This window comes from Comamonas sp. HJ-2 (genome assembly GCF_053615495.1).
On sequence record NZ_JBSIFD010000043.1, the window covers coordinates 21,234 to 27,577 of the forward strand.

Below are 6,344 nucleotides of genomic sequence, written 5' to 3' on the forward strand. Positions count from 1 at the left end.
TTTAACCCAGCATCCAGAAGCCGCGAGCGTTGGCCAACTCGGGATTCGCACTCATGATGATGTGCGCCTTTGGAAAAATCCGCTTGGCAGCCTCTTTATAAAAGGTTGCCCCGCCACCAGCCAAAAGAATAACGTCAGCATCTAGTCCCTCTTCTCGCATGGACTTCTTCATTGAAGTTAGCGCGAGGTCTGGGATCTTCTTGATGGCCTCTTCAACATAGCTCTTGATAGGGACCATCTTCCCATACAAAGGGATTTCATTCTTACCAGAGACAATTGCAGATTCTAGCTTTTCAACACTCAGTTGACCTCCGAACTCTTCTTTGATTCGGCTTGCCGCATCATCCAAAAGTACTGACATCGCTTTAAGTGATGTACCAGATGAGTTATAGCGCATTTCACCTGCAGCGATAGATACCCAGTCAACTGAGAAGAATCCAGGATCAATCACTACTGTACGGCCCTGATTGATGACAGCTTCGATTTCATCTTCCTGCACGCTTTCGCTGATGTCCATATAGGCTCCAGCAGGCTGAGGAACAACAACTACTTTTTTAACTTCGATCGTTGTTTGATTTGCAATCTGATGATTACCCGTCAGCTTATCTTTCAGTCTTTTACGGGTGTTTTCATCTTTAAATTGATCTACTGGCAGACCTGTCACAAGCACATCAATCACTGGTTGCTCTGTCAGAGCCAGTGCTGCATAGAACAATGCCTTATATTGGTTCGTGCTGGGATAGTCTGCGTGCAATTCCCGCTCCCAGCCTTGGATGCGTCCTGGTTCAACACAAGCAGCCCATTGCTCATTGTTCACCAGGACCTGTACAAAGTCGGAGCCGTGGCCGCCTCCAATTTTCTGAGGCATCAGCGACAGAGGGGCAGCCCCGACTGGTCGGACTAATGTCGTCATATCCGATTCACGATGGCCAAAGGCCAGCTTGAAATTCGAGTAGCCAATATCCATACCGAGGATAAATTCAGAATTCTCCGCTGCTTCAGTACCTTTTTTCGCCATGTTCCCTCCTGATGATACGACTTCAAAACGACTTGTAACGCTTGGCATCATAGCATCACAGATGCATAAAATGGAACTATCAACGAAAAATTTTCTTCTCTAAGTCGCTTTGAAGTCCAAGAGTAGCCCAGAGGATAACGGCCAGTATCTCTGCTCCCCTCCTTCGAGGCTCGAATTCTTCGCGCCTGAGGTGCACTCTAGGCCCAGATCGAAGAACGGGAATTTTCCTAAGCTTCCCATAGAAGAGGGGAACATTGTGGTTCACACCCAAAAAGGATCACGTAGATTTGGTCACATGCCTATAGATGTTCAACACAAAGCATCCAATCAATCACATCCATCCATCCTCACTCCCCATAGAATATGGAGAACAGGGAATATTTCCCACTCTTTGGGTGTTCGTGCAAAGCTGAACATCCCAGCACCTGGCACGTAGTCTAGGACCTTCTCGATGATCTACTAGAAGGCCTCAGCAGGGAAGTTTTCTTGCACCAGCCCTCTTCTATGGGAAATAACTTTCCCAGCCCATAGAAGATAGTATCTTGGGAAGGGACATATTTTTTTCCCATCAACCTCTATGCCCTCTTACAACTCACTGCCGCCCAGCGCTCATATCGATCACCTCCGTGCTGAGCTTGAGAAGCCCTGGGAGCATCGCGTAGACATCGACTTTGAGGCCGCAGCCAAGTCCTTCATGCTCAGCACTGCAGAAGGTGTGGAAGCACAGCTGCTCCTTCTTGCTCTCGAAGCAGATGTGATTGCGGCCAACTTCCATCAAACATCGCTCACTGCCCGAAAGGAAATGCCCAAGGAGCAGCAAACTTACTTGGGCTGTCGTGTCCGTATAAAAGATAGCTCTTTAGAGATCTCTTGGCATCGAAATAACGTAATACCTAAGGAAAGATCAAAATCTAGTATTCGAGTTCTCTCTAAGCATATAAAAAAGGGAAAGTCTGATTCCTACGACATGTCCTCATTCCAGCGTGAACCAGCATGGGTGCAAGCTGTTGTCGCTGACGCCGAGAAGACGTTTGCAAAATTGCGGACTCGTGCGAAGATACTCACGAAGTTTAGAAAAGCTTTGAGAGAGTATGAATCATTGTCCAGCTAATCGGGGGATCACATGAGCCGACACAATTCAATCTATGGAGCCTCTGTAAAGACTAACCCTACACTGTCACCTACAACGATAGCGAGCAGGGTTAAGACTTCTAATACCGCGCGTGCAATGTCGCAAGCCACCCAACGCTCCTGTGAACTTCGCGGCGAAATAGAACACAAAAGTTACGAGAGACACGTAGGCACATTCCAGACACATGAATCCATCAATAAAACGAACTCCGCACATATAGCTGTTTTTTGGGCTACGTGCTTTATGCTCGCTATCGTCGGCTTGGTCCTGATTAGCTAATTCACCCCATCAAACTTATGCCCGTGCAGTTAGACAAGTTTCCAACAACGATCAAAGATGCAGTTGCATTCACGAAATTGGTCCTTCCAGAGAATTATGATTACTTCAAAAAGGTTGATTATCACAATATTTTAGATCAGTTGCGTAAAGATTACAGTGGTCATGCTCGAACTTTCCTTAAAGATCTTCTCAAAAGAATTCGCTCAGATTCAATTGAGGATACTGAACAAAAAATTGATTTAGCTCTTAAAGAACTAAGTGAATTAGCTCCTGTAGAGTGGGTACTTGACAGAGGTAACAAGACGATACTCCGTGATGGATCATGTCGCTACGCGCTTATCCACCTGGATCTCTTCATCAATCCCAATGGGGCATTTGCATGTATCGACAATAAAAAAATGGTTTGGCTTGAGCAGCCATCTAAATATGGGGCCTCGTTCGTTCAGCCACCAATTTATTAATCTTTCATTCACTTAACTTGCAGTTTTATGAGTCTGAATCGTGTCTGTTCATCTTGCTTTTCCGACAAAGACTTGCGTAGCTGGATACGTGAGAACAATGGTCCTCGCGGATGCAACGCATGTCGTAAATATGACTCCCCTACCGTGGGTTTTGACGTTCTTGTGAATTACATTGAGGAGCGCCTAAGGCGCTACTATGGCAGAGCAGTTGACCAGCTTCCATATTGCTCAGCTGAAGGTGGCTACTTAGGTCCACATTGGGATTCTTGGGACATGCTCGACAAGATTGGCCTAGATTTTCCAAGAGACTATACAGGCAGCCTGCGCTCGGATATTGCGAGTTCCATGACTGACGAACCATGGACTGATAAGGACGTTGCCACACTTGATCTTGACGATGCCCTGTGGAGCAGCTGGGAGTCATTTTGCTCGACAGTGAAACACAAACGGAGGTTTTTCTTTCATGCTACAGGTAGCGATGATAGAGACTCCTACACCCCAGCATCGCTGCTGAATAAAATTGCTCGTTCAATTGATTTTCACGAATTGATTACAGAGCTACCAGTTGATATTCGCCTTTGGCGTGCAAGAACAGATATACCCAAACGCAAGCGTGTGACAGCGACCGATTTTGGACCTCCTCCGCCCCAATTCGCGCTTCAGAGCAATCGCCTGAACCCATCTGGGATTCCAATGTTCTATCTCGCGTCTTCCACCACAACAGCACTAAAGGAAACACGCGAAGACAAAGGGAAAGTGGGACTATGGCGCTCGGCCCGCCCAATTCGAGTACTGGATCTGCGATCCTTGCCGGATATTCCTGGGATATTCTCTGATGAACCGCCAGAACTAGCCCAAACTTTGAGCTTCTTGCACGACTTCACGAACGACATCATGAAGCCCGTACCGCGAAGCGATAAAGTACAAATTGACTATCTTCCCTCTCAAGTCGTCACCGAGTACTTTCGTGACTATGAATTCGTAGACGGTGCACTGGATGGTGTTGCATACCGTAGTACCGTACATCGAAGTGGTTGGAATGTTGCACTCTTCCTGGGACCAGAAGATCTCGGACTTGCAAAACGTGAGTGGGGCGTTACGCCCACTCCTGCTTTCGAGTTCGAGAAATCGGTTTGGGCAACTTCCGCTTAGGCGTTATGCAGGAAACACAGGGGAGATGAATGGGTAGCGGGGATGGGGTGTTGGCCATCAACGGCCATCATTCCGCTACGTGATGACCTAACTGCCTGCCTGATCAGCAGCTGCTATCGCCCCATAGTTACCGTTTCCAGGTATGGGATAGCGTCTTTCAACGCTCGACATGTGAGGCCGGGGCAGTTCTTGCGGACATCTGCCCTCCAGTTCACAGAACCAGAACTGACCAAACTTTTCCCAATTGAAGGTGTATGACCGCGCGAGCTGGATGTTTACATCTTTCCCTCCAACCGGCACAGTGAAATGCCCGCCCTGAAAAGTGTGCCCGTGCGATGTGTCATAAGTCCAGCACTTACCATCTTTGGCTTTTGGATTGACAAACCGTTCCAGGTCGTTCATCACTAGGGCGACGCCGCGCGATGCAACACCTTGAGCTACATACTGCTCCAGTACATGTAGATCTTCATAGACATCTTTCATGAATATGTCGTGTGCACCACGCGTGCGACCCGATGCGGCTATCTTTCGATAGCACTTCATCTCTATGGCAATCTTCGTCTCACCGCTTGCGGACGCGCCGTGGACGAGGATATCGATATTGTTTGAGCCTGTGCCCATGTTGACGCCTGGTTCCAGCTCTATCTCCGCTCGTTCGTCCGGGTGTTGGAGTGCCATAGGTAAGAGCTGCTTCAACACAAAGGCGTACTGAAGCTGCATTGAAGCTTCTTTGTTGATGGGTATAAGGGTGCTGCCAACCTTTCGAGCGAAGACGGCCCAAGCTGCCGAAATGGTTGATCGAAGGCGGCTGTCAAATGATGTGTCGGTGATAAATGCGTGCATTTCCGCACTGTATCCGACCGAATCCAGCTGGCCCAAAGCCATGTATTCGGAAGACCACTGTTCAGTTTTAATTCCTCAGACAGCATCAAACGGGGCGCTGTTACTTGGCACAAAAAAGCCCGCAAGTGCGGGCAAAGATGGCAAGCGTTGAAATCACTCAGGTCTGATCACGCCTTGAGAGGTTCTGCAGCTCAAAGCTCACACCGGAATATGAGTACCAACACTCAGTATCAAAGCGCACCCGCTGGAGCATGAAATGTATCGACCGTACAGCCTGCCGGCCCACATGCCGCTTGAGCGCCCTGTGCAGAATCTGGTCTGAAAGCGCAGCCGCGCAGTCTTGTTCGCTCATGGTTTCAGAGCCTCGAAGAGCGCACTCCACAATCACGGCCTCCATCACCATCAGTGCTTTGTAGTTCACAACACCACCACGGTGGCACACCAACTCGGCCAGCTCCAGATGGTCCAGCCGCCGTGGCCAAGCTATAGCTGGCTGCTTCCAAAACGTCTTAGGCCGCGCTTGCCAAGCAAGAAAGCCTCGCACGAATGATGTGCTCGCCAGTCGAAGCGCACGGAATGTACGTCCGCGAGAATTTGAAGTGCTCTGCATAGTTCAATGCCCTTCAAACTCTGCTCTGGACACGATTGTCAGATCTCCAGCGAAATCACCACTGCCCACGCCTGACCCGATCAGGATCTGCGACTCGTCCCAGCTCCACACCTTGCCTGTGTACTTGGGACATTCACCCCCAAAGGTCGGCAGCTGTCCGAAGTCAACCTTTGAACGCACCTGGTAGTCCATAGTGCGCAATTCGGTGAGCAATTCATGAAGATTGTTGGCCGTGAGCTGGATCATCACCATCCCCTTGTTGATCTGCCAAAAATCTACTGTTGGCACTTCATCAACCAGGAATGCGGACTTGTCCAGTTTGGGCAAATCAGCAGTGAAGGTTGCAATGGCGTCGCTCCTAGAGTCTGGATACCTCAACAGACCGTCAATAGGTGCCCATGTCCAACACCAACAAGCCTCTCATCGTCGCTGTGCCGTTGGTCATCGCCAGCTGGCCGTGGTGGACCAATCTGCTGCTGGCTGTTCTGGCCTACTTTCTCTTTGGCTACCTGGCTGAACCTCCCCAACTCATGATCCCTTCCAGTGGTGAAGCTGCAACCGGTGGATACATGAGCATCTTCAGGGGCAGCATCTGGGCCATGGTCTGCAAAATCGGGCAGTACGTCCTCCCGGTGCTACTAGCCGTGGCCGCTGTCATCGACATCGGGCGAATTGTCCTCACTGACAAACCGTGACTCTCAAACACAAGCATTCAAGCAGGACCGTACTGAAGCAGCTGCACAATTTACCGGGAGTTGGTCATCTATAGTTGTGACCTGCTCCCCCCAGGCCGTACCAATGTGAAGTAGCAAGGGGTCCGCCATTCAGGAGAATCGCAGACATGAGGAA

The 6,344-nt window shown here is 49.5% G+C and carries 7 protein-coding genes; 4 read left to right on the forward strand and 3 right to left on the reverse strand.

Going from position 1 to position 6,344, the window contains the following annotated elements; translation table 11 throughout:
* Position 1 precedes the first annotated feature (1 nt).
* A complete protein-coding gene (locus tag ACWGXF_RS23245) occupies positions 2–1,018 on the reverse strand; it encodes a ParM/StbA family protein (protein ID WP_046462408.1) in 1,017 nt (338 codons plus the stop codon).
* Positions 1,019–1,595: 577 nt separating this feature from the next.
* On the opposite strand from ACWGXF_RS23245, the gene mobI reads away from it, so the two are divergent.
* The 3 genes from mobI (at position 1,596) to ACWGXF_RS23260 (ending at position 4,042) form a co-directional block, all read left to right on the forward strand.
* On the forward strand, positions 1,596–2,129 hold the full coding sequence (gene mobI / locus ACWGXF_RS23250; protein ID WP_131667170.1) for a conjugative transfer protein MobI(A/C): 534 nt from the start codon (positions 1,596–1,598) through the stop codon (positions 2,127–2,129).
* 323 nt (positions 2,130–2,452) lie between these two features.
* Entirely contained in the window at positions 2,453–2,890 is a 438-nt protein-coding gene (locus ACWGXF_RS23255) for a hypothetical protein (RefSeq protein ID WP_150115713.1), read from the forward strand.
* A 27-nt stretch (positions 2,891–2,917) separates the two neighbouring features.
* Positions 2,918–4,042, forward strand: coding sequence for a HEPN-associated N-terminal domain-containing protein (locus tag ACWGXF_RS23260; protein ID WP_080944558.1), 1,125 nt, complete (start codon positions 2,918–2,920; stop codon positions 4,040–4,042).
* Between the two features lie 87 nt (positions 4,043–4,129).
* Here ACWGXF_RS23260 and ACWGXF_RS23265 read toward each other — a convergent pair whose 3' ends face one another.
* On the reverse strand, positions 4,130–4,885 hold the full coding sequence (locus ACWGXF_RS23265) for a hypothetical protein (RefSeq protein ID WP_223305756.1): 756 nt from the start codon (positions 4,883–4,885) through the stop codon (positions 4,130–4,132).
* Between the two features lie 613 nt (positions 4,886–5,498).
* On the reverse strand, positions 5,499–5,822 hold the full coding sequence (locus tag ACWGXF_RS23270; RefSeq protein ID WP_131667166.1) for a hypothetical protein: 324 nt from the start codon (positions 5,820–5,822) through the stop codon (positions 5,499–5,501).
* Between the two features lie 71 nt (positions 5,823–5,893).
* Between ACWGXF_RS23270 and ACWGXF_RS23275 the strand changes: the two genes are divergently transcribed.
* Entirely contained in the window at positions 5,894–6,190 is a 297-nt protein-coding gene (locus ACWGXF_RS23275) for a hypothetical protein (RefSeq protein ID WP_046462404.1), read from the forward strand.
* The last annotated feature ends 154 nt before the right edge of the window (positions 6,191–6,344 follow it).